The organism is Flavobacterium ponti (genome assembly GCF_042652765.1).
Taxonomy (GTDB): domain Bacteria; phylum Bacteroidota; class Bacteroidia; order Flavobacteriales; family Flavobacteriaceae; genus Flavobacterium; species Flavobacterium ponti.
In genome coordinates, this window is sequence record NZ_JBHSGW010000023.1 from 1 (window position 1) to 516 (window position 516).

Consider the following 516-nt stretch of genomic DNA (forward strand, 5'->3'; position numbering starts at 1 on the left):
AACAAAAAACCGGATATTTATATTTAAATAGATAAAGAATTTAACATAAAGTATATCTTATCTTTGGTATACTTTATGTTTGAATTAAAAACACAAATAGATGAGAACAAAATTAGTAGCATTAGCATTATTTTTATTGGGATTTGAGATGATGTATTCTCAGCAAGATTCTCAGTTTACACAATATATGTATAACACTGTTAATATCAATCCTGCTTATGCTGGTTCGCGTGGTGTGATGAGTATTTTCGGATTATATCGTAACCAATGGGTTGGATTAGATGGAGCACCTGTTACTTCTACAGCTTCATTAAATACACCAATTGGCAATTCAAATGTTGGTTTAGGGTTATCGTTTATTAATGATAGAATTGGTCCATCAGATGAGACTAGTATTTCTGCAGATGTTTCGTATTCGGTTCCAACATCAGAGAGTTGGAAGTTGTCTTTTGGACTAAAAGCGACCGCTAATTTATTAAACGTTGATTTTACAAAATTGAATATTTATAATCCAGC

General features: G+C 31.2%; 1 protein-coding gene. It reads left to right on the forward strand.

Translation table 11 applies throughout. From position 1 onward, the window contains the following. Positions 1–100: 100 nt before the first annotated feature. A partial coding sequence (locus tag ACFO3U_RS08260; RefSeq protein WP_379740462.1) for a PorP/SprF family type IX secretion system membrane protein occupies positions 101–516 on the forward strand: 416 nt, incomplete at its 3' end.